General features: G+C 63.0%; 16 protein-coding genes and 5 tRNA genes. 12 read left to right on the top strand and 9 right to left on the bottom strand.

Annotation, left to right across the window (positions count from 1 at the left end; genetic code table 11):
* Positions 1-246: 246 nt before the first annotated feature.
* The 5 genes from ACI766_RS16780 to ACI766_RS16760 all read left to right on the top strand — a co-directional run bounded on the left by ACI766_RS16780 (position 247) and on the right by ACI766_RS16760 (position 1,141).
* Positions 247-323, top strand: a tRNA-Arg gene (locus ACI766_RS16780).
* A 51-nt stretch (positions 324-374) separates the two neighbouring features.
* Positions 375-450, top strand: a tRNA-His gene (locus ACI766_RS16775).
* 54 nt (positions 451-504) lie between these two features.
* A tRNA-Leu gene (locus ACI766_RS16770) sits at positions 505-589 on the top strand.
* A gap of 66 nt (positions 590-655) precedes the next feature.
* Positions 656-731, top strand: a tRNA-His gene (locus ACI766_RS16765).
* A gap of 188 nt (positions 732-919) precedes the next feature.
* On the top strand, positions 920-1,141 hold the full coding sequence (locus tag ACI766_RS16760; protein ID WP_003087901.1) for a hypothetical protein: 222 nt from the start codon (positions 920-922) through the stop codon (positions 1,139-1,141).
* A 286-nt stretch (positions 1,142-1,427) separates the two neighbouring features.
* On the opposite strand, the gene ACI766_RS16755 is transcribed toward ACI766_RS16760, so the two are convergent.
* The 3 genes from ACI766_RS16755 to parR all read right to left on the bottom strand — a co-directional run bounded on the left by ACI766_RS16755 (position 1,428) and on the right by parR (position 5,365).
* Positions 1,428-3,266, bottom strand: a complete 1,839-nt coding sequence (locus ACI766_RS16755) for a serine hydrolase domain-containing protein (RefSeq protein ID WP_412828461.1) — start codon at positions 3,264-3,266, stop codon at positions 1,428-1,430.
* Positions 3,267-3,370: 104 nt separating this feature from the next.
* Positions 3,371-4,657: a sensor histidine kinase ParS gene (gene parS / locus ACI766_RS16750; protein ID WP_087823761.1), complete on the bottom strand. Its 1,287-nt coding sequence runs from the start codon at positions 4,655-4,657 to the stop codon at positions 3,371-3,373.
* Positions 4,658-5,365 carry a response regulator transcription factor ParR gene (gene parR, locus ACI766_RS16745; RefSeq protein ID WP_003098126.1) on the bottom strand — a complete coding sequence of 236 codons (708 nt, stop codon included), beginning with the start codon at positions 5,363-5,365 and terminating at the stop codon, positions 4,658-4,660. It abuts the gene before it with no gap.
* Between the two features lie 231 nt (positions 5,366-5,596).
* Between parR and tig the strand changes: the two genes are divergently transcribed.
* The 7 genes from tig to ACI766_RS16710 all read left to right on the top strand — a co-directional run bounded on the left by tig (position 5,597) and on the right by ACI766_RS16710 (position 14,060).
* On the top strand, positions 5,597-6,907 hold the full coding sequence (gene tig, locus ACI766_RS16740; protein WP_003087920.1) for a trigger factor: 1,311 nt from the start codon (positions 5,597-5,599) through the stop codon (positions 6,905-6,907).
* A 93-nt stretch (positions 6,908-7,000) separates the two neighbouring features.
* The gene (gene clpP, locus ACI766_RS16735) at positions 7,001-7,642 is read left to right on the top strand and encodes an ATP-dependent Clp endopeptidase proteolytic subunit ClpP (RefSeq protein ID WP_003098129.1); all 642 of its coding nucleotides are present in this window, start codon (positions 7,001-7,003) and stop codon (positions 7,640-7,642) included.
* A 104-nt stretch (positions 7,643-7,746) separates the two neighbouring features.
* Positions 7,747-9,027, top strand: coding sequence for an ATP-dependent Clp protease ATP-binding subunit ClpX (gene clpX / locus ACI766_RS16730; RefSeq protein WP_003087924.1), 1,281 nt, complete (start codon positions 7,747-7,749; stop codon positions 9,025-9,027).
* A gap of 131 nt (positions 9,028-9,158) precedes the next feature.
* Positions 9,159-11,555, top strand: coding sequence for an endopeptidase La (lon, locus tag ACI766_RS16725; protein WP_003087926.1), 2,397 nt, complete (start codon positions 9,159-9,161; stop codon positions 11,553-11,555).
* A 135-nt stretch (positions 11,556-11,690) separates the two neighbouring features.
* Positions 11,691-11,963: a nucleoid-associated protein HU-beta gene (gene hupB / locus ACI766_RS16720; RefSeq protein ID WP_003087931.1), complete on the top strand. Its 273-nt coding sequence runs from the start codon at positions 11,691-11,693 to the stop codon at positions 11,961-11,963.
* A gap of 51 nt (positions 11,964-12,014) precedes the next feature.
* Positions 12,015-12,091 (top strand) — tRNA-Asp (locus ACI766_RS16715).
* Positions 12,092-12,194: 103 nt separating this feature from the next.
* Positions 12,195-14,060 (top strand): SurA N-terminal domain-containing protein, encoded by a 1,866-nt coding sequence (locus ACI766_RS16710; protein WP_023087575.1) that lies wholly within the window; start codon positions 12,195-12,197, stop codon positions 14,058-14,060.
* Between the two features lie 97 nt (positions 14,061-14,157).
* Here the strand turns inward: ACI766_RS16710 and fabI are convergent, their stop codons facing one another.
* Genes fabI through ACI766_RS16680 form a run of 6 tightly spaced genes read right to left on the bottom strand, consistent with a single transcriptional unit; the run spans position 14,158 to position 22,375 of the window.
* A complete protein-coding gene (gene fabI, locus ACI766_RS16705; protein ID WP_003087936.1) occupies positions 14,158-14,955 on the bottom strand; it encodes an enoyl-ACP reductase FabI in 798 nt (265 codons plus the stop codon).
* A 21-nt stretch (positions 14,956-14,976) separates the two neighbouring features.
* Positions 14,977-16,587, bottom strand: coding sequence for an ABC transporter ATP-binding protein (locus tag ACI766_RS16700; RefSeq protein WP_003087940.1), 1,611 nt, complete (start codon positions 16,585-16,587; stop codon positions 14,977-14,979).
* Position 16,588: 1 nt separating this feature from the next.
* Positions 16,589-17,608, bottom strand: coding sequence for an ABC transporter permease (locus ACI766_RS16695; protein ID WP_003087942.1), 1,020 nt, complete (start codon positions 17,606-17,608; stop codon positions 16,589-16,591).
* Between the two features lie 4 nt (positions 17,609-17,612).
* Entirely contained in the window at positions 17,613-18,695 is a 1,083-nt protein-coding gene (locus ACI766_RS16690) for a microcin C ABC transporter permease YejB (protein ID WP_003098134.1), read from the bottom strand.
* 6 nt (positions 18,696-18,701) lie between these two features.
* The gene (locus ACI766_RS16685) at positions 18,702-20,549 is read right to left on the bottom strand and encodes an extracellular solute-binding protein (RefSeq protein ID WP_003098136.1); all 1,848 of its coding nucleotides are present in this window, start codon (positions 20,547-20,549) and stop codon (positions 18,702-18,704) included.
* Positions 20,546-22,375: an extracellular solute-binding protein gene (locus ACI766_RS16680; protein WP_003113590.1), complete on the bottom strand. Its 1,830-nt coding sequence runs from the start codon at positions 22,373-22,375 to the stop codon at positions 20,546-20,548. Before ACI766_RS16680 ends, ACI766_RS16685 begins: the two co-directional genes overlap by 4 nt.
* Positions 22,376-22,471 lie beyond the last annotated feature (96 nt).

Below are 22,471 nucleotides of genomic sequence, written 5' to 3'. Positions count from 1 at the left end.
AAGGACGCGCATTTTCGCATGGACGCCGCCCGGGGCAAAGGAGGCGACCCGCGGATTTGCCGTAACTCCTTTATATAGCTGAATTTTTTTAAAAAACCCGTTGACGGCCTTTCGCCCCCTGTATAACATGCGCCCCGCTTGCCGAGCACAGCCGGACGCAGGGTAAGAGGTAATGCAAGTCGGTTGCTGACTTTGTGATTGCCAGAGCTTAAAGTTTGCGCTCAGCATTGAATGCAGATGAATAAAGCGCCCGTAGCTCAGCTGGATAGAGCATCCGCCTTCTAAGCGGATGGTCGCAGGTTCGAGTCCTGCCGGGTGCGCCATTCGGCGAATCGGCAAGAAGCAGGCAATGTTTTACCGCAAGTCGTAATATGGTGGGCGTAGCTCAGTTGGTAGAGCACAGGATTGTGGCTCCTGGTGTCGTGGGTTCGATTCCCATCGTCCACCCCATATTCCGAAGCGCCAGGCCCGGGGCCTGGCGTTTTCATTTCCAAGCAGTGTCCCGCGGACGTGGTGGAATTGGTAGACACACTGGATTTAGGTTCCAGCGCCGCAAGGCGTGAGAGTTCGAGTCTCTCCGTCCGCACCACCTTCAGGCTCGGCTTGTCCGGCCGCTGCGGTTGAAGCCGGAACGTCCGGCACGATTCACGATATGGTGGGCGTAGCTCAGTTGGTAGAGCACAGGATTGTGGCTCCTGGTGTCGTGGGTTCGATTCCCATCGTCCACCCCATATTTCGAAGCGCCAGGCCTTGTGCCTGGCGTTTTCGTTTGCGCTTCACGATCTCTTCTCCGCTTGTCTTTCCGGCACCCAGCCCGCCCTCATGGGGCGACGGCAGGTTGAACTTGTTCCAGCTCCGGCGCTCTTAAGCGAGCCCGTCGTTCCTGGCGGGTCCGTATATGCAGTCTGGGTGAAGCGACATGTCGATGAAATGGACCGAGCAGCGCTTGCGCAAGGCTCTCAAGCAGATGGCGAACAATCATGAATCGGCTGCGGTCGAGGTCATGCGCGCCGTCGAGCGGGCGAACGATCCGAAGCTGGCGCAGCGCCTGCTCGAGGTGATCGAGCAGATGCACCAGGATGCCGATGCGCTGCGCTCCATCGACGACGAAATCGCCAGCGGCGTGATCCGTTGCCAATGAGGCCGTAGACGCTCCGCAGTTCAGGACTTCCCGGCGGAAGTCGGCGCATCCGGCCGGTTCGCCAGTTTCGGGCGCAAGGTCGCGCCCTGGGCTGTGTTCCGGCGAACGGTATAGGGTTGGCGGCCGCGGAAGGCGAAGGCGGTGAACATGTTCGTATTCTCTCTCGGTGCGTTTCAGAAACGGTGTTTCACCTGGACGCCCAGGCCGATGCTGTCATGCCACTCTTCGGCGACAGCGGCGGAGCAGAGGCTGGCGAGCGTGCCGGCGAGGCACGGGGAGGGGCTTCTCATGGGGGCTCCTTCCGTTGCGGCCAGGGACGTGCCTTGGTGTCTTGCTGGGCGAAGCGGTAGCCGAGCGCGTTCAGACCGTCGAAGTCGCGACTGAAGGTGTCTCCCAGGCCCTGGCCGCTGCCGGCCAGGACGGCGTGTGCGCTGTCGATGGGGTGCAGGATGAACTCGCCGGAGCGGGTTCCTCCGGCTTGCCCGCGCACCAGCAGGAAGCCGTCTTCGATCCTGATGCTCAGGCCGTTCAGGTAGCTGTGCCGGCTCGTGCTGGCGACGCGGTAGGTGCCGACGGCTTCGGTCCAGGCCTGGGGCAGGGGTGTCGGCTCGATGCGCTCGCCGAGGTAGGCGGCCTGGCCGTGGCGGCGGGACACCAGGATTCGGCGTTGGCCGTAGCTGACCACGTCCAGTTGCAACTGTCCGGCGCTGTCCACGCCGACAGGCCAGAACCCCAGCAGTCTTTTTCTCATCTGCAGCCAGCCCGAGGTGTCGCGCAACAGTTCCACGCGTTGTTCGCCGAAATCTGCGTACAGGCGACCCCTGCGCTCGTACAGGCGAACCTGGCCTTGGCGGGTTGCGTAACGTCCGTATAGCTGTCGCCGGTCCTCCGGGCTCGGCACCTTCAGTGCGGGGGCGCGCGCGGGGGTGGGCTGTACGGCGGGGCGACGAGCGCCCTGCCTGACCTGCAGCATGAGCGACGCCGCTTGCCGGGCCAGGGAGGCGGTGAGCGAACCGCGGTCATCGGCGTTGCTCATGACAATGGCGGCGAGGCGCTGTTCCGGCAGCAGAACCAGGTGGGCGCTGAATCCTGGGGTGGCGCTGGCGTACTCATAGTGACGGATGCCCCCTTCCAGCGGCGCGGAGCCGCACGGGCTGAGGAACCAGGCCAGGCCCACCTGGCAGTCGAAGTCCAGGGCATTGCCGGCGTTCTGCTGGCGGAACATCTCCTCGACGGAGTGTTTCCGGAGAAGCTGGCGCTCCTTGTGGCGCCCGTTGGCGAACAGCATGCGGACGAAGCGGCTGAGGTCGACCGGGCTGCTCCACAGGTCGTTGACCGGGAGGTCGCTGGCGGCGGCGGAGCCGGGGCGACCGCCGCCGCTGTAGCCTTGGGCGCGTTGCGCCTGGGGCAGGGCGTTCCTGGCGAAGCTGGAACGAGTCATCTGCAAAGGGTCCAGCAGGTGCTCCCGCATGTGCTGCTCGAAGTGCTTTCCGGTGTTGCGCTCGATAGCCGCGCCGACCAGCTCGTAGCCAAGGTTGGAATAGGCGACCTGGGTTCCCGGCGGATTGCTCAGCCAGACGCCGGATACTTTCGCCGGCAGTTGGCCGAGTGAGCTCGGGCGTTCGCCGAACAGGGGCGGCAGGTGTTCGCCAGGAAGGCCGGACTGGTGGCTGAGCAGCCGGCGGAAAGTGATCGCGCGATCCGCCTCGCTCTGGTCGGCATGGAAGCGTGAGCGTACGTAGAACTCGCGCAAGGTGTCCTGGAGCGGGGCGTCGAGAGAGAGTTGGCCGCGTTCGGCCAGTTGCAGGGTCGCGCTGGCGATCAGTAGCTTGGACAGGTCGCCGGCGTGGAATGCGGTGTGCTCGCTGGCGTTGATCCTGTGCTGTCGGTCGGCATAGCCGAAACCGCGGGCCCAGACCAGTTGCTGGTCGTCGACCAATGCCAGGGCCAGGCCGGGCACGTCCTGCCTTTCCATTTCCCGGCGGATGTGGCGTTGCAGATAGTCGATGACCTCGCCGTAGTTGCCCACGGCGGCGCTCGGCGCTGGCGGGGCGGGTGGCAGTCCGTGGCAGCCGCTGGTGCCGAGCAGGCAGCCGAGAAGGGAAAGATGCATTGCACGAAACATGGAATACCTGGCGGAAAGGCGAGGTGTCCCATGCTAGGGCGGGCCTGGCTGGCAGTCCTTACGGCTTTGTCAGCAATCTGTGAAAGATTGTTAAGCCTCCGCTGTCAACGGGGTCGCTCCCAGGTCAGGCGGAAGGAGGCGCCTCCTTGCGGCGTTTCCAGCGCTTCCGCATAGCCGCCGTGCCATTGCGCGACCCGGCGGACGATCGCCAGGCCCAGGCCGAAGCCGCCGGTGCTGCGATCGCGGCTGTCGTCCAGGCGCGAAAAGGGTTCGAAGATCTTCTGCCGGGCGTCCGCCGGTATCCCGGGGCCGTCGTCGTTGACCCGTATCTGACAGCTGTCGCCTTGATTGAGGAGGGCGATTTCGACGCGCGAGTGTGCGTGGCGAATGGCGTTGCGCAGCAGGTTGATCACTGCGCGCGCCATGAAGCGAGGCTCGATGCGGATCTGTTCGACCTGGCAGGCGCTGATCTCGCAGGTGACTCCGGCGGCTTCGGCTTCCAGGGCGACGTCGGCGACGACGCTATCCAGCCAGCTCGCGGCGTCGACGATTTCCCGGTGGCTCCCGACGTTGCCGTGCTCCAGGCGGGCGTAGGTCAGCAGTTCGGAGACCATTTCCTCCAGTTCGCCGAGATCGGCGCGCATGTCCTCTATCAGGTCGTGGCGTACTTCGGCGTCGACCTGCTTGTTCAATTGCTCGAGTTCGAAGGACAGGCGGGAGATCGGCGTGCGCAATTCGTGGGATACCGCGTTGGTCAGTTCACGCTGGTTGCTGATCAGGCTTTCGATGCGGTCGGCCATCTGGTTGAAGTGCTGGGCCAGGGTGCGGATGTCGGAGCGTCGGAAAATGCGCGTGCGCGATGACAGGTCGCCGTCGCCGAAGCGTTGCGCGGCCAGGCGCAGGGTCTCGAGGTCGCGCCAGTGCGGGCGGACCCATACCAGCAGGGCGATGCCGACCAGCACGCCGAGCAGGATGTAGGCCAGCACGGTGAACAGTGGGGTCAGCGAGGGTTCCGGCGGCAGCTTGATGTCGAGCAGCTGCGGGCCCGCGTCGATGCGGCTGATGAATTCCGTGAAGTCCTCGCGTACCACCAGCAGGTTCTTGTCGAGGAGGGCCTGCTCTTCCTGCGTCAGCTTCGCCTGCCTGGCATCCGTCAGGCTCAGCTCGAGCCCGTAGTGGGGACGCCAGTCTTCGAGCTGTCGCTGGCGTCCGGCCTGGTCCAGCGGGGCCAGCTTTTCCACCAGCGAATAGGCCTGGCCGCGAACGGCGTCGCGGTGATAGTTCTCGACGATGCTGTCGTAGAACGCGTCGATGACATGGTCGACCACGAAGATCGCGGCGGCGAACCCCAGGGCCAGCAGCAGGTAGAGGCGCAGGAACAGGCGCAGCATTCAGAGCTCCCAGCCCAGCGGGTTGAACAGGTAGCCCTTGCCCCAGACGGTCTTGATCCGGACCGGCTCGCGCGGATTGTCCTTCAGTTTATTGCGCAGCTTGCTGATGCAGACGTCGACGCTGCGGTTCAGGCCGTCGAAGCCGATGCCGCGGATCTGGTTGAGGATCTCGTCGCGGGAGAGTATTTCCCCTGCCTGGCTGGCCAGCAGCCAGAGCAGCTCGAACTCCATCGTGGTCAGTTCGATGCCGAGGCCTTCGAGTTCCGCTTCGCGCCGCCGTCGGTCGATGTTCAGCTTGCCGAATGTCAGGCTTTCCGGGGAGGCGGGAAGGGGCGCGTGCCGGCGCATCAGGGCGCGCAGGCGGGCGAGCAGCACCGGTGGCTCGATCGGCTTGATCACGTAGTCGTCGGCGCCGGACTCCAGGCCAAGGATGTGATCGAGATCGTCCTCCTGGGCGGTGAGTATGAGGATCGGCAGGTTCGCGACCCGGCGGATCTCCCGGCACACCTGCAGGCCATTCTGTCCGGGGAGCATGAGGTCGAGAACCACCACTTGCGGCTTGAAGTCGAGGAAAGCGGCGAACGCGGCATCACCGCGATGCACCTGGCGCACTTCGAAACCATGCTGGGAAAGGAAGCTGGCAATCAGGCGGGCGAGCTTCTGGTCGTCTTCGACGAGCAATACCTTGCTGAGGGTAGGGCAGTCCATAGGGTTTCATCGGTCGGAGCGGAATCGGCTGGCATTATATGCGCCCGCTTCCGGCGAAGCTCCAGCGACTCGTTCGAGATCGGGCTGCGATCGGCGGAAGCGGCCGGAAACACCCCGGGGATCCGCCTGCACCCTGGCGGGGTGACTTCTGCTTTTCCCTCTACTAGAATGCATGCCCTTGATTCTGGGAGCCGGAAGGACCGGCTTACGTCTGTGCAACGAGGAATATCCATGCAAGTTTCTGTTGAAAGCACTTCCGCTCTTGAGCGCCGCATGACCGTTGGTGTGCCTGCCGAGCGTATCGAGACCGAAGTCAACAAGCGTCTGCAGCAGACCGCCCGTCGTGCCAAGATTCCAGGTTTCCGCCCCGGCAAGGTGCCGATGAGTGTCATTCGTCAGCGCTACGAAGCTTCCGCGCGCCAGGAAGCCATGGGCGATCTGATCCAGGAAACCTTCTACGAAGCCGTGGTCGAGCAGAAGCTGAATCCGGCCGGTTCGCCGTCGGTAGAGCCCAAGTCCTTCGAGAAAGGCAAGGACCTGGAATACATCGCAACCTTCGAAGTCTTCCCGGAATTTACCGTTTCCGGCCTGGAAGACATCAAGGTCGAGCGCCTGCAGGCCGAAGTTTCCGATGCTGATGTCGACAATATGCTCGACGTCCTGCGCAAGCAGAACACCCGTTTCGAAGTGGTCGAGCGTGCCGCCCAGAACGATGACCAGTTGAACATCGACTTCGTCGGCAAGATCGACGGCGAAGCCTTCGCCGGCGGTTCCGCCAAGGGCACCCTGCTGGTACTGGGCTCCGGTCGCATGATCGCCGGCTTCGAAGAAGGGCTGGTGGGGGCGAAGGCCGGTGAAGAGCGTGTGCTCAACCTGACCTTCCCCGAGGACTACCAGAACCTGGACCTGGCCAACAAGGCTGCCGAGTTCACCGTTACCGTCAATAGCGTAGCCGAGCCCAAGCTGCCGGAACTGAACGAAGAGTTCTTCGCTCTGTTCGGCGTGAAGGAAACCGGTCTCGATGGCTTCCGCGCCGAAGTGCAGAAGAACATGGAGCGCGAGCTGCGCCAGGCGATCAAGTCCAAGGTCAAGAACCAGGTCATGGAAGGTCTGCTGCAGGCCAACCCGATCGAAGTGCCCAAGGCCCTGATCGGCAACGAAGTGAACCGTCTGCGCGTGCAGGCCGTCCAGCAGTTCGGTGGCAACATCAAGCCTGACCAACTGCCGGCCGAGCTGTTCGAAGAGCAGGCCAAGCGCCGTGTGGTGCTGGGCCTGATCGTCGCCGAAGTGGTCAAGCAGCACGAGCTGAAGGCCGACGAAGGTCGCGTTCGCGAAATGATCGAGGAAATGGCCTCGGCCTACCAGGAGCCCGAGCAGGTCGTCGCCTGGTACTTCAAGAACGAGCCCCAGCTGAACGAAGTCCGTTCTGTTGTACTGGAAGAACAAGTCGTAGATACTGTCCTGCAAAAGGCCACTGTGACCGATAAGCAGGTATCCTACGAAGAAGCGGTCAAGCCGGCCGAAGCTCCGCAAGCGGCCTGATTCGTTCCTCTCGTTCGAATCCCACAAGCCAGCCTTAGTGCTGGCTTGTGCGTCTTTGAGGCTTCACTATCTGTTAGGGAGTGATCGCAAGACATGTCTCGCAACTCTTTTATTCCGCACGTTCCCGATATCCAGGCCGCCGGTGGCCTGGTGCCCATGGTGGTGGAGCAGTCCGCCCGCGGCGAGCGCGCCTACGACATCTATTCGCGCCTGCTGAAGGAGCGGATCATCTTCCTGGTCGGCCAGGTCGAGGACTACATGGCCAACCTGGTGGTTGCCCAGTTGCTGTTCCTGGAGGCTGAAAATCCCGAGAAGGACATTCATCTCTACATCAACTCGCCGGGTGGTTCGGTGACTGCCGGGATGTCCATCTACGACACCATGCAGTTCATCAAGCCCAACGTCTCGACCACCTGTATCGGCCAGGCGTGCAGCATGGGTGCCCTGCTGCTTGCGGGCGGTGCCGCCGGCAAGCGCTACTGCCTGCCGCATTCGCGGATGATGATCCACCAGCCGCTGGGCGGTTTCCAGGGCCAGGCCTCGGATATCGAGATCCATGCCAAGGAAATCCTCTTCATCAAGGAGCGTCTGAACCAGATCCTGGCGCACCACACCGGCCAGCCCCTGGACGTCATTGCCCGCGATACCGATCGTGACCGCTTCATGAGCGGTGACGAAGCCGTCAAGTATGGCCTGATCGACAAGGTCATGACCCAGCGCGACCTGGCCGTCTAAGGCTCCGCAATACTGGCGGTCGAGACATTCGGCCGCCTCGTGGGCTTGAAAATGCCCACAATTGCCTTCATCTTGTGTTTGAAGCTACCCATTGGATCGATCGAATGACTGATACCCGCAACGGCGAGGACAACGGCAAGCTGCTGTATTGCTCCTTCTGCGGCAAGAGCCAGCACGAAGTGCGCAAGTTGATTGCCGGCCCCTCGGTCTTTATCTGCGACGAGTGTGTCGACCTGTGCAATGACATCATCCGCGAGGAGGTGCAGGAAGCGCAGGCGGAAAGTAGTGGGCACAAACTTCCGGCGCCGAAAGAGATCCGCACCATCCTCGATCAGTACGTGATCGGGCAGGAGCGGGCCAAGAAGGTTCTGGCGGTAGCGGTATACAACCACTACAAGCGCCTCAACCAGCGTGACAAGAAGGACGATATCGAGCTCGGCAAGAGCAACATTCTGATGATCGGCCCAACCGGCTCGGGCAAGACCCTGCTGGCCGAGACCCTCGCACGTCTGCTGAACGTGCCGTTCACCATCGCCGATGCGACCACGCTGACGGAAGCGGGCTACGTGGGCGAGGATGTCGAGAACATCATCCAGAAGCTCTTGCAGAAGTGCGATTACGATGTGGAGAAGGCCCAGATGGGCATCGTCTACATCGACGAGATCGACAAGATCTCCCGGAAATCGGACAATCCCTCCATCACTCGCGACGTTTCCGGCGAGGGTGTGCAGCAGGCCCTGCTGAAGCTCATCGAGGGCACCGTTGCCTCGGTACCGCCGCAGGGCGGTCGCAAGCATCCGCAGCAGGAGTTCCTGCAGGTCGATACGCGCAACATCCTGTTCATCTGCGGCGGCGCTTTCGCCGGTCTGGAGCGGGTCATCCAGAACCGTTCCGCGCGCGGCGGCATCGGTTTCAATGCCGAAGTGCGCAGTCAGGAGATGGGCAAGAAGGTCGGCGAGGCGTTCAAGGAAGTCGAACCGGAAGATCTCGTCAAGTTCGGTCTTATTCCCGAGTTTGTAGGGCGTTTGCCGGTGATCGCGACTCTTGATGAGCTCGACGAGGCTGCGCTCATGCAGATCCTGACCGAGCCGAAGAACGCTCTCACCAAGCAGTACGCCAAGCTGTTCGAAATGGAAGGCGTCGATCTCGAATTCCGTCCGGACGCACTCAAGGCGGTTGCCCGCAAGGCGCTCGAACGCAAGACCGGTGCACGTGGCTTGCGTTCAATTCTCGAAGGTATCCTTCTCGATACCATGTACGAGATTCCCTCCCAGCAGGATGTCAGCAAGGTGGTCATCGATGAGAGTGTCATCGATGGCTCGTCGCAACCCCTGATGATCTACGAGAACAGCGAAAAGCCAGCCAAGGCTGCGCCTGAGGCATGAAAGACCAGGGGCCTTCGGGCCCCTTTTCTTTTCCGACTGGCACGCTTGTTTTTTCCCGGGCCTAACCCCATCTTAGGCTGAAAGGTCTTCCTATCTGTTTCGTGGCCAAGTGCCGCTGTAGAGCCGACATTATGAAAACACTCGTCGAATTGCCCTTGCTGCCGCTACGTGACGTGGTGGTGTACCCGCACATGGTCATCCCGTTGTTCGTCGGTCGGGAAAAGTCCATCGAGGCCCTGGAGGCAGCGATGACCGGCGACAAGCAAATCCTCCTGCTGGCGCAGAAAAACCCCGCGGACGATGATCCGGGCGAAGATGGCCTGTACCGCATGGGTACGGTCGCTACCGTGCTGCAGTTGCTCAAGCTGCCGGATGGCACCGTCAAGGTGCTGGTCGAAGGCGAGCAGCGCGGCCAGGTCGAGCGCTTCATCGAGGAAGAAGGGCACATTCGTGCCGCGGTCCAGGCCATCGATGACGCCAATGTCGGCGAGCGCGAGGCCGAGGTCTTCACTCGCAGCCTGCTGAGCCAGTTCGAGCAATACGTCCAGTTGGGCAAGAAAGTCCCCGCCGAGGTGCTTTCTTCGCTGAACAGCATCGACGAGCCGAGCAGGCTGGTCGATACCATGGCCGCGCACATGGCGCTGAAGATCGAGCAGAAGCAGGACATCCTAGAGATCACCGACCTGTCGTCGCGGGTTGAGCATGTCCTGGCGCTGCTGGATGCCGAGATCGACCTGCTGCAGGTGGAAAAGCGTATCCGCGGCCGGGTCAAGAAGCAGATGGAGCGCAGCCAGCGCGAGTACTACCTGAATGAGCAGATGAAGGCCATTCAGAAGGAACTCGGCGATATCGACGAAGGGCACAACGAAGTCGAGGAGCTGAAGAAGCGCATCGACGCCGCCGGCCTGACCAAGGAGGCGCACACCAAGGCCACTGCCGAGCTGAACAAGCTCAAGCAGATGTCGCCGATGTCGGCGGAAGCCACCGTGGTGCGTTCCTACATAGACTGGCTGCTGAACGTGCCGTGGAAGGCCGAGAGCAAGGTGCGCCATGATCTCGCCAAGGCGGAAGACATCCTCGATGCCGACCATTATGGCCTGGAAGAGGTCAAGGAGCGCATTCTCGAGTATCTCGCCGTGCAAAAGCGGGTGAAGAAGCTCAAGGGCCCGGTCCTTTGCCTGGTGGGACCGCCCGGCGTGGGCAAGACCTCCCTGGCCGAATCCATCGCCCGCGCCACCAATCGCAAGTTCGTGCGCATGGCGCTCGGCGGCGTGCGTGACGAGGCCGAGATCCGCGGTCACCGTCGTACCTATATCGGCTCCATGCCGGGCCGCCTGATCCAGAAGATGACCAAGGTCGGCGTGCGCAACCCGCTGTTCCTCCTCGACGAAATCGACAAGATGGGCAGCGACATGCGCGGGGATCCCGCCTCGGCGCTGCTCGAGGTGCTCGACCCGGAGCAGAACCACAACTTCAACGATCACTACCTGGAAGTCGACTACGACCTGTCCGACGTGATGTTCCTCTGCACCGCGAACTCGATGAACATCCCGGCGCCCCTGCTGGATCGGATGGAAGTCATCCGCCTGCCGGGCTACACCGAGGACGAGAAGGTCAATATCGCCGCCAAGTACCTGATTCCGAAGCAGGTCCAGGCCAACGGCCTGAAGAAGGGCGAGCTGACCTTCGAGGAAGGCGCCCTGCGCGACATCATTCGCTACTACACCCGCGAAGCCGGGGTGCGCAGCCTCGAGCGGCAGATCGCCAAGGTCTGCCGCAAGGCGGTGAAGGAGCATGCCAAGCTCAAGCGTATCCAGGCGGTGGTGTCCAGCGAGACGCTGGAGAACTACCTCGGCGTGCGCAAGTTCCGTTATGGCCTCGCCGAACAGCAGGACCAGATCGGCCAGGTGACCGGGCTGGCCTGGACCCAGGTCGGCGGCGAGCTGCTTACCATCGAGGCGGCCGTGGTACCCGGCAAGGGCCAGTTGACCAAGACCGGATCGCTGGGCGACGTGATGGCGGAATCGATCACCGCGGCGTTGACCGTGGTGCGCAGCCGCGCCCAGAGCCTAGGAATCGCGGCGGACTTCCACGAGAAGCGCGACATCCATATCCACGTTCCGGAAGGCGCTACGCCGAAGGATGGCCCGAGCGCAGGCATCGGCATGTGCACGGCGCTGGTTTCGGCGATCACGCAGATCCCGGTGCGCGCCGACGTGGCAATGACCGGGGAGATCACCCTGCGTGGGCAGGTGCTGGCGATCGGCGGGCTGAAAGAAAAACTTTTGGCGGCGCACCGCGGCGGGATCAAGACGGTGATCATTCCCGAGGAAAATGTTCGCGACCTGAAGGAAATTCCGGACAATATTAAGAGTGATCTGGTTATTAAACCGGTTAAATGGATTGACGAAGTCCTGCAAATTGCGCTGCAATACGCCCCGGAGCCCTTGCCCGATGCGGCTCCGGAGATGGTTGCAAAGGATGAAAAACGCGAGCCTGATTCCAAGGAGCGAATTAGCACGCATTAGTCGGTAGGTATTCTTGACACTGTTTTTGGGCCCTTGTTATAAAGCGGCACTTGCTGAGTCAGTTGGCCTACCAGCGCAGAATTTCCTTACACCTAACACATAGAAACATACTCAACAGAAATAAGGGGACTTAGAGTGAACAAGTCGGAACTGATCGATGCAATTGCCGCATCTGCTGATATCCCGAAAGCTGTTGCCGGTCGCGCACTGGACGCAGTGATCGAGTCCGTCACTGGCGCCCTGAAGGCTGGTGACTCCGTCGTGCTGGTTGGTTTCGGCACCTTCGCTGTCAAAGAGCGCGCTGCTCGCACCGGTCGCAACCCGCAAACTGGCAAGCCGATCAAGATCGCCGCTGCCAAGATCCCGGGCTTCAAAGCCGGTAAAGCCCTGAAGGATGCTGTCAACTAAGCGTCTTTTTGGACTCGATCTACCCAGGTCGGCCAAGGCTGGCCTGGCTGCGGAGCGGTAGTTCAGTCGGTTAGAATACCGGCCTGTCACGCCGGGGGTCGCGGGTTCGAGTCCCGTCCGCTCCGCCAGTTACGAGAAGGCGCATCCTCGGATGCGCCTTTCTTATATCCGCATCTCTTACCCACGCCGCGCCGCCCAAGACGGCTGGTCGTGGCAGTTTTTGGGGGCTGCATGCTGCAGAACATCAGGGATAATTCCCAGGGCTGGATCGCCAAGACCATCATTGGCGTGATCATCGTTCTCCTGTCGCTGACCGGCTTCGACGCGATCATCCGGGCCACCGACCACTCCAACGTGGCCGCCAAGGTCAACGGCGATGATATCAGTCTCAATGAAGTCCAACAGGCCGTGGACATGCAGCGTCGCCAGCTGCTGCAACGCCTGGGCAAGGATTTCGATCCATCCATGCTGGATGACAAGCTGCTCAAGGAAGCGGCCCTGAAGGGGCTGATCGAGCGTACCCTGCTGCTCCAGGCCGCCAAGGACGACAAGTTCGCCTTCTCCGACCAGGCGCTGGACCAGTTGATCCTGCAAACTCCCGAGTTCCAGGTCGACGGCAAGTTCAACGCGGATCGCTTCGACCAGGTCATCCGCCAGATGAACTACAGCCGCATGCAGTTCCGCCAGATGCTCGGCCAGGAAATGCTCATCGGCCAGCTTCGCGCCGGCCTGGCGGGCACCGGTTTCGTCACCGACAACGAATTGCAGTCCTTCGCTCGCCTCGAGAAGCAGACCCGCGACTTCGCCACCCTGGCGATCAAGGCCGACGCCTCCAAGAGCAGCGTGAGCGACGACGAGGTGAAGGCCTTCTACGAAGGCCACAAGAGCGAGTTCATGACTCCCGAGCAGGTGGTCGTCGAATACGTGGAGCTGAAGAAGTCCTCCTTCTTCGACCAGGTCAAGGTGAAGCAGGAAGACCTCGAGGCGCTGTACCAGAAGGAAATCGCCAACCTTTCCGAGCAGCGCGATGCCGCACACATCCTGATCGAGGTGAACGACAAGGTCGGCGACGAGCAGGCCAAGGCGAAGATCGACGAGATCAAGGCTCGCCTGGCCAAGGGCGAGGATTTCGCCGCGCTGGCCAAGGAGTTCTCCCAGGATATCGGCTCGGCCGCCACCGGCGGCGACCTGGGCTACGCCGGTCGCGGCGTGTACGACCCCGCGTTCGAGGAGGCGCTGTATGCGCTGAAGCAAGGTGAGGTATCCGCCCCGGTGAAGACTCCGTACGGCTACCACCTGATCAAGCTGCTGGGCGTGCAGGCGCCGGAAGTACCGAGCCTGGAAAGCCTCAAGCCGAAGCTCGAGGACGAACTGAAGAAACAGATGGTCGAGCAGCGCTTCGTCGAGGCTACCAAGGACCTGGAAAGCTCCGCCTACGAAGCCGCCGACCTGAGCCAGCCGGCGCAGGAAATGGGCCTGAAGGTCCAGACCAGCCAGCCGTTCGGACGTTCGGGGGGCGACGGCATCGCTGCCAACCGCCAGATCGTGCAGACCGCGTTCAGCGCCGAGGTGCTGGAAGAAGCGGCCAACAGTGGCGCCATCGAGCTGGATCCGGACACCGTGGTGGTGCTGCGGGTCAAGGAACACAACAAGCCGAAGGAGCAACCGCTGGAGCAGGTCGCGGCGAACATCCGCGAGCGCCTGGCCGCCGAAAAGGCCGCCGAGGAGGCGCAGAAGCGTGGCGAGGCCCTGATCGCAGAGCTGCGTGAAGGCCGTACCTCTTCCGCAGCGGGGGAGTCGTGGAAAGTGGTCGAGGCGGCCTCCCGCGGCCAGGAAGGCGTCGATCCGAAACTGCTCCAGGCGGTGTTCCGTATGCAGCGTCCGGAGGCCAAGGACAAGCCTTCGCTCTCTGGCGTGACCCTGGCCAATGGCGATTACGTGGTGATCCGCCTGAATGGCGTCAGCGAGCCGGAGGAGGCTATCTCCGACGACGAGAAGGCCATGTACCGCCGCTTCCTGGCTTCGCGCAGCGGACAGGCAGACTTCGCCGCCTTCCGCCGTCAGTTGCAGGACAAGGCGGAAGTCGAGAAATACTGAGACCGAGATGCAGAGAAAAGGCCGCTTACGCGGCCTTTTCTTTATTCCGCCCATGAAAAAGGCCGCTCGAAGCGGCCATTTTTCATGGGCGGGGTGATCAGTCGTCGTCCAGCGGGCCCATGGCGGTAGTGTTGAAGCCGCCATCGACGTAGAGGATCTCGCCGCTGATACCGCTGGCCAGGTCCGAACAGAGGAAGGCGCCGGCATTGCCGACTTCCTCGATGGTGACGTTGCGCCGCAGCGGCGTCTGCCGCTCGTTGGCGGCCAGCATCTTGCGGAAGCTCTTGATTCCGGAGGCGGCGAGCGTTCGGATCGGCCCGGCGGAAACCGCATTGACCCGGGTGCCTTCCGCGCCCAGGCTGCCGGCCAGGTAGCGGACCCCGGCCTCCAGGCTGGCCTTGGCCATGCCCATTACGTTGTAGTTCGGCATGGTCCGTTCGGCGCCCAGGTAGGAGAGGGTCAGCAGGCTGCCGTTGCGGCCCTTCATCATTTCCCGTCCGGCCTTGGCCAGGGCGATGAAGCTGTAGGCGCTGATGTCGTGGGCGATGCGGAAGCCCTCGCGGGTGGTCACCGCGGTGAAGTCGCCGTCGAGCTGATCGCCTGGAGCGAATCCGACGGAGTGGACGATGATGTCCAGGCCGTCCCAGTGCTTGCCCAGGGCGGCGAACACCGCTTCGATCTGGCTGTCGTCGGCCACGTCACAGGGGAAGCACAGCTCCGGCCGCGAGCCCCAGCCACTGGCGAACTCCTCCACCCGGCCCCTGAGCTTGTCGTTCTGGTAGGTGAAGGCCAGTTCGGCGCCTTCCCGGTGCATGGCGGCGGCGATGCCGGAAGCGATGGAGAGCTTGCTGGCGACTCCGACGATCAGGGCGCGTTTTCCTGTGAGAAATCCCATGGTCCGTTCCTTGTCTGCTACTCAGTTTTCCGCGCTTGCCGGGGCCATGAAGGCAGCCTCCAGCAATTGCTGCGTATAGGGATGTTGCGGCGAGGCGAAAACCGCTTCGGCGCTGCCCTGTTCCACCACCTTGCCATGTCGAACCACCATCAGCTGGTGGCTGAGCGCCTTGACCACCGCCAGGTCGTGGCTGATGAACAGGTAGGTGAGGTTGTACTTGCCCTGCAGTTGCCGCAGCAATTCCACGACCTGGCGCTGCACGGTGCGGTCGAGCGCCGAGGTCGGTTCGTCGAGCAGGATCAGTGCCGGTTTCAGCACCAGTGCCCGGGCGATGGCGATGCGCTGGCGCTGGCCGCCGGAGAATTCGTGGGGGTAACGGTAGCGGGTCTGCGGATCGAGCCCGACCTCCACCAGCGCGTCGATGATCGCCTGCTCCTGTTCGGCCTCGCTGCCGATCCTATGGATGCGCAGGCCTTCGCCGACGATCTCGCCGACACACATGCGTGGGCTGAGGCTGCCATACGGGTCCTGGAACACCACCTGCATCTCGCGGCGCAGCGGGCGCACGTCATGTTGCGCGAGACCGTCCAGCCGGGTGCCTTCGAAGCGGATGCCGCCCTGGCTTTCCAGCAGCCGCAGGATCGCCAGGCCAAGGGTCGACTTGCCCGAGCCGCTTTCGCCAACGATGCCCAGCGTCTGCCCGCGGGGTAGTTCGAAATTGACCCCGTCGACCGCCTTGACGTGGTCCACGGTGCGGCGGAACACGCCTTTGCGGATCGGGAACCAGACCCGCAGGTCGTCCACCGCCAACAGGGTTTCACCGGGCGGGTTGCTCGCCGGCGCACCGCTGGGCTCGGCGTTGAGCAGCTCGCGGGTATAGGGGTGTCGCGGGGCTGCGAAGAGTTCCTGGCAGGAAGCCTGCTCGACGATCCGCCCTTGTTGCATGACGCAGACGCGGTGGGCGATGCGCCGGACCAGGTTGAGGTCGTGGGTGATCAGCAGCAGGGACATGCCCAGGCGTGCCTGCAGGTCCTTGAGCAGATCGAGGATCTTCAACTGGACGGTGACGTCGAGCGCGGTGGTCGGTTCGTCGGCGATCAGCAGTTGCGGCTCGCAGGCCAGGGCCATGGCGATCATCACCCGCTGCCGCTGGCCGCCGGAGAGTTCGTGTGGATAGGCTTTCAGGCGCTTGGCCGGCTCGGGGATGCCGACCAGCTCGAGCAGTTCGAGAATTCTCGCGCTGGCCTTGGCGCCACCCAGGCCCTTGTGCAGGGCGAGGACCTCGGCGAGCTGCTTCTCGATGGTATGCAGCGGATTGAGCGAGGTCATGGGTTCCTGGAAGACCATGGCGATGCGGTTGCCGCGGATCCCGCGCAGGCGCCGTTCCGGGAGCTTGAGCAGATCCTCGCCCTGGTAGTGGATGCTGCCTGCTGGGTGGCTGGCGACGGAGTAGGGCAGCAGGCGCAGGATCGAGTGGGCGGTCACCGACTTGCCCGAGCCGCTTTCGCCGACCAGGGCCAGGGTCTCGCCCTGGCGGATGTCGAAGCTGACGCCTTCGACCACCCGCTGGCGTTGCTCGCCGGAGAGGAATTCGACGGCGAGGTCGCGGATTTCCAGAATGTTCTCGCTCATCTCATTTCCTCGGGTCGAAAGCGTCGCGGGCGGCTTCGCCGATGAACACCAGCAGGCTCAGCATGACCGCCAGCACCACGAAGGCGGAAATGCCCAGCCAGGGTGCCTGGAGGTTGGACTTGCCCTGGGCGACCAACTCGCCCAGCGACGGCGCGCCGGGCGGCAGGCCGAAGCCGAGGAAGTCCAGGGAGGTGAGGGTGCCGATGGCGCCGGTGAGGATGAACGGCATGAAGGTCAGGGTCGAGATCATCGCATTCGGCAGGATGTGACGGAACATGATGGCGCTGTTGCGCATGCCGAGGGCCCGGGCGGCGCGGACGTATTCCAGGTTGCGCCCGCGGAGGAACTCGGCGCGGACCACGTCCACCAGGCTCATCCAGGAAAACAGCAGCATGATGCCCAGCAGCCACCAGAAGTTCGGCTGGACGAAGCTGGCCAGGATGATCAGCAGGTAGAGCACCGGCAGCCCCGACCAGACTTCCAGGAAACGCTGGCCGAGCAGGTCGACCCAGCCGCCGTAGTAGCCTTGCAGGGCGCCGACGGTGACGCCGATCAGAGAACTGAGCACGGTCAGGGTCAGGGCGAAGAGGATCGACACGCGGAAGCCGTAGATCACCCGGGCGAGCACGTCGCGGGCCTGGTCGTCGGTGCCCAGCCAGTTTTCCGCCGACGGCGGGGCGGGGGCGGGAACCTTCAGCTCGTAGTTGATGGTGTCGTAGCTGTAGGGGATCGGCGGCCAAAGCACCCAGCCGTCCTTCTCGGCGATCAGTTGGCTGATGTAGGGGCTCTTGTAGTTGGCTTCCAGGGGGAATTCGCCGCCGAAGGTGGTTTCCGGGTAGCGTTTGAAGACCGGGAAATACCAGCCGCCGTCGTAATGCACGACCAGCGGTTTGTCGTTGGCGATCAGTTCGGCGCCGAGGCTGCCGACGAACAGGATGAGGAACAGCCAGAGCGACCACCAGCCACGCTTGTTGCTCTTGAAGCGGGCCCAGCGGCGCTGGTTGATGGGAGACAGGCGCATCGGATTACTCCCGGTTCTCGAAGTCGATGCGCGGATCGACCAGGGTGTAGACGATATCGCTGATCAGCTTCATGACCAGCCCGAACAGGGTGAAGATGAACAGCGTGCCGAAGACCACCGGGTAGTCGCGGTTCATCGCCGCTTCGAAGCTGAGCAGGCCGAGGCCGTCGAGGGAGAAGATCACCTCGATCAACAGCGAACCGGTGAAGAAGATCCCCAGCAGCGCAGCCGGCAGGCCGGCAATCACCAGCAGCATGGCGTTGCGGAATACGTGCCCGTAGAGCACGCGGCGTTCGGTCAGGCCCTTGGCGCGGGCGGTGACCACGTATTGCTTGCCGATCTCGTCGAGGAAGCTGTTCTTGGTCAGCAGCGTGATGGTGGCGAAGTTGCCGATCACCAGGGCGGTTACCGGCAAGGCCAGGTGCCAGAAATAGTCGAGCACCTTGCCGCCGAGGCTGAGCTGGTCGAAGTTGTTCGAGGTCAGGCCGCGCAGGGGGAACCAGTCCCAGTAGCTGCCGCCGGCGAACAGCACCACCAGCAGGATGGCGAAGAGGAAGGCGGGAATGGCGTAGCCGACGATGATCGCCGAGCTGGTCCAGATGTCGAAGACGCTACCATGGCGGACCGCCTTGGCGATCCCCAGCGGGATCGACACCAGGTACATGATCAGCGTGCTCCAGAGCCCGAGCGAGATCGACACCGGCAATTTCTCGATGATCAGGTCGGTGACCTTGGCGTCGCGGAAGAAGCTCTGCCCGAAGTCCAGGTGCAGGTAGTTCTTCAGCATGATCATGAAGCGCTCGGGGGCCGACTTGTCGAAGCCGTACATGCGCTCGATCTCTTTCACCAGCTCCGGGTCCAGGCCTTGCGCGCCGCGGTATTGCGAGCCGGCCACGGCGACTTCGCCGCCGCCGCCGGAGATGCGCCCGGTGGCGCCGCCGGAAGCGGCGTCGAAGCCTTCCAGCTTGGCGATCATCTGCTCCACCGGACCGCCGGGAGCGGCCTGGATGATGATGAAGTTGATCAGCAGGATGCCGAACAGGGTAGGGACGATCAGCAGCAGGCGCCGCAGGATATAGGAGAGCATGCGGCGTTACTCCCGTTCCGGCTCGGCGTCTTGCGTGGCTTCGGCTTGCGCCTTGCTCGGCAGCGCCTTGTCGCTGGTCTGCCACCAGGTCATCAGGCCCCAGTCGTAGAGTGGCGTCACCTTCGGCCGGCCGAAACGGTTCCAGTAGGCGACCCGCCAGGTATCGACGTAGTAGTTGGGAACCACGTAGTAGCCCCACGACAGTACGCGGTCGAGGGCGCGGGTATGGTCGATCAGGCTTTGCCGCGAGTCGGACTGGATCAGGCTTTCCACCAGGCTGTCGATGGCCGGGTCCTTGAGGCCGATGAAGTTGCGGCTGCCGGCCTTGTCGGCGCTGCTGGAATGCCAGAACTCTCGCTGTTCGTTGCCTGGCGAGTTGGATTGCGGCCAGGTCGCCGAGGTCATGTCGAAATCCCGCGAGCGCAGGCGGTTGACGAACTGCGAGACGTCGACGCGACGGATCTGCATGTCGATGCCAAGTTCGGCCAGGTTGCGCTTGAACGGCAGGATGACCCGTTCCATGTTGGCCTGGAACAGCATGAACTCGAAGCTCAGTGGCTGGCCGTCGGGACCTACCATGCGGTTGTTCTCGATCCTGTAGCCGGCCTCGGTGAGCAACTGGTAGGCCTTGCGCCGCTGCTCGCGGATCACCCCGCTGCCGTCATTGACCGGATTCTGGAAGACCTGGTCGAAGGCCTCGTCGGGAATCTTGCCGCGCAGCGGTTCGAGGATCTTCAGCTCGGCTTCGCTGGGCAACTGGTGGGCGGCCATCTCCGAGTTCTCGAAATAGCTGTTGGTGCGCTTGTAGGAGCTGAAGAACAGCTGCTTGTTCGACCATTCGAAGTCGAACAGCAGGCTGATCGCCTGGCGTACCCGGCGGTCCTGGAACACCGGGCGGCGGATATTGAAGGCGAAGCCCTGCATCCCCACCGGGTTGTGGTTGTGGATGCTGGCCTTGATGAAGCGCCCGTCGCGCAATGCCGGCGACTCGTAGCCGGTGGCCCAGTCCTTCGCCGAATATTCGAGGTTGACGTCGTACTGGCCGGCCTTGAAGGCTTCCAGGGCGACCGACATGTCGCGATAGGAGTCGATGGTGATGGTGTCGAAGTTATAGAGTCCGCGGGAGACCGGAAGGTCCTTGGCCCACCAGTCCTTGACTCGCTCGTAGCTGATGGAGCGTCCCGGATCGACCTTGGCGATGCGGTAGGGGCCGCTGCCCACCGGGATTTCCATGCCGGTCTTGGAAAAGTCGCGGTCGGCCCACCAGTGTTTCGGCAGGATCGCGATCTGGCCGAGGATCAGCGGCAGTTCGCGGTTGCCGGCGTGCTTGAAGTCGAAGCGCACGCGAAGCTTGTCCTCGGCGACCACCTTGTCGACGTCCGCATAGTAGTTGCGGTACATCGGGTCGCCCTTGCTCACCAGCGTCTCGAAGGTGAACACCACGTCTTCGGCGGTGACCGGCGTGCCATCGCTGAAACGGGCCTGGGGGCGCAGGTAGAAGCGCACGTAGCTGTTGTCCGGTGCCTTCTCGATCTTCTCCGCGAGCAAGCCGTATTCGGTGAACGGCTCGTCCTGCGACTGGAAGGCCAGGGTGTCGTAGATCAGGCCCAGCGAAGGGGCCGAGACGCCCTTGCCGATGAACGGGTTGAGGCTGTCGAAGCCGCCGAAGTCGGCCTGGCGGAGGATGCCGCCTTTCGGCGCATCCGGATTCACGTAGTCGAAATGCTTGAAATCGGCGGGATACTTCGGAGGCTCATCGTAGAGCGTCAGTGCATGTTTCGGGGCGGCGAGGAGCGGGCCGCAGCAGCCGAGCAGCAGGGCTGCCAGCAGAGGGGTGAAGCGGGGACGGATCATCGGGACGTCTCCAGGTTTTTCTGCCACCACGCGCGCAGGCCCAGGGTGTAGGGCGGGGTGGCGACGAAGGCGAAGCGGTTGCGGTACGCCAGACGGTGCGAATTGAGGTACCAGTTGGGAATGCTGTAGTACTGCCAGAGCAAGGTCCGGTCCAGGGCGCGCGCGGCGGCGACCTGTTCGTCGCGGCTGTGGGCGCCGAGCAGGCGGTTGAGCATGGCGTCGACCACCGGGTTGGCGATTCCCGCGTAATTCTTGCTGCCCTTGACCTTCACCTGGCTGGAGTGGAAGTACTGCCACTGTTCCAGGCCGGGACTGAGGGTCTGCGGCAGGGTCATGAGGATCATGTCGTAGTCGAACTGGTCCAGGCGCTGCTTGTATTGGGCGCGGTCGACGGTGCGCAGGCGCGCGTCGATGCCGATGCTGGCGAGGTTTTCGCGATAGGGCTGGAGAATACGCTCCAGGCTCGGATTGACCAGCAGGATTTCGAAGCGCAGCGGTTCGCCCTTTTTATTCAGCAGTCGGTCGCCGGACAGCTTCCAGCCGGCATCGGCCAGTAGACCGAGTGCATGCCTGAGGGTTTCACGGGGAATGCCGCGCCCCTCGGTGGTCGGCAGGCTGAACGGCTGTTTGAACAACTGCGCCGGCAATTGCTTGCGGTACGGCGACAGGTACAGCCATTCCTGGCCCTCCGGGACGCCGCTGGCGGCGAATTCGCTGTTCGGGTAGTAGCTGCGCGAGCGCAGGTAGGAATTGCTGAAGAGGGCGCGATTGGTCCATTCGAAGTCGAACATCTCGCCCAGCGCCTGGCGTAGCGCGCGCTCCTTGAACACGGCGCGACGGGTGTTCATGAACAACGCCTGGGTCTGGCTGGGGATCTGGTGCGGGATTTCCGTGCGGATCACATCGCCGCGCAGAACCGCGGGGAAGCGATAGTTGTTCAGCCAGTTCTTCGCCTGGTGCTCGATGTAGAAGTCGAACTCGCCGGCCTTGAAGGCTTCGAAGGCGACGCCGTTGTCCCGGTAGAAGTCCACCACGACCCGGTCGAAATTGTATTTGCCGCGGTTCACCGGCAGTTTTTCGCCCCACCAGCCCTTCACGCGTTCGAACACCAGGCGGCGCCCGGGATCGACCTCGACGATGCGATAGGGACCGCTGCCCAGCGGCGCGGTGAAGGTGGTGGCGCGGAAGTCGCGATCCTTCCAGTAATGCTGCGGCAGCACCGGAAGCTCGCCCAGGCGCAGGATCAGCAGCGGGTTGCCGGAGCGCCGCAGGACGAAACGCACCCGGTGGGGGGTGAGGATATCGACCCGCTTCACCTCCTGCAGGTAGGTGCGGTACATCGGGTGCCCCTGCTTGACCAGGGTGCGATAGGAAAAGGCCACGTCGCTGGCGGTGATCGGCCTGCCGTCGTGGAAGCGCGCTTCCGGCCGCAGGTTGAATACCACCCAGCTGCGGTTTTCCGCGTATTCCACGCTCTTCGCGATCAGGCCATAGCTGGAGGCTGGTTCGTCGCCGGACGGGTCGTACAGGCCGGTGCCCACCATCAATGGTTCGTTCAGCTCGTTGACTCCGTACTGGAGGAAATCGCCGGTGCCGATCGGGCTGGTGCCTTTCAGGGTGTAGGGGTTGAGCGTGTCGAAGCTGCCCGAGGCCATCAGGCGCAAGGTGCCGCCTTTGGGGGCGTCGGGATTGGTCCAGTCGAAGTGCTGGAAATTGGCCGGATACTTGAGCGTGCCGAATTGGGCATAACCATGGCTCTGGGTAATCGCGGCGAAGCTGGGCAGGCTCACGGCCAGGCCGAGGATCAGGAAGGAGAGGCGACGCATCAGGCGTGTGTCCGGGTCCTTGGCTATTTTTGACAACGAATCGTCAGGCAACAGTAACACCTTGCCCGCACAGGAAAAAAGAGGGAGCGCGGGCCT

Origin of the sequence: Pseudomonas sp. DL (assembly GCF_047199225.1) — a bacterium.
GTDB lineage: Bacteria > Pseudomonadota > Gammaproteobacteria > Pseudomonadales > Pseudomonadaceae > Pseudomonas > Pseudomonas aeruginosa.
The sequence above is the reverse complement of the archived record's forward strand: the minus strand, read 5'-3'. Positions and strand labels throughout refer to the sequence as shown.